Source organism: Undibacterium sp. MH2W (assembly GCF_049340215.1).
Taxonomy (GTDB): domain Bacteria; phylum Pseudomonadota; class Gammaproteobacteria; order Burkholderiales; family Burkholderiaceae_D; genus Undibacterium.
Map to the genome: position 1 here is coordinate 1 of NZ_JBMPPA010000027.1, position 420 is coordinate 420.

Consider the following 420-nt stretch of genomic DNA (forward strand, 5'->3'; position numbering starts at 1 on the left):
ATCGTTTTACCAACGAACTCGTAGCGGACGTTTTGGTCACCGCGGATGTTGACTTCCGGTTGCGGTACCTTCACGGCTTCTACTTTGAGCTTCTCAAACAGATCTTCTGTCCCGCCTGGCAGCGGACGCATGCTACCGTTCCAGTAAATATCGCCATCTTTACTAATCGAGATGGTGATGTTTTCAGGCTTGGTCTTAAATATCTGGTTGGTTTCTGCAGGCAGCTTCAGTTTCACTGTATCTGTAATTACCGGTGCGGTAATCAAGAAGATGATCAATAAAACCAGCATCACGTCTACCAACGGGGTGGTGTTGATGGTGCTGTTGACTTCGTCTTCGCCATCACCATCGTTGCCGATTGCCATTCCCATAATGTATCTCTTTCAGATTGCTTTAACGTTCAACACCACTTTCTCTCGG

General features: G+C 47.1%; 1 protein-coding gene. It reads right to left on the reverse strand.

Translation table 11 applies throughout. The features are described 5' to 3' along the window. A partial coding sequence (locus tag ACO0K2_RS19710; RefSeq protein WP_423021765.1) for an ExbD/TolR family protein occupies positions 1 to 371 on the reverse strand: 371 nt, incomplete at its 3' end. Positions 372 to 420 lie beyond the last annotated feature (49 nt).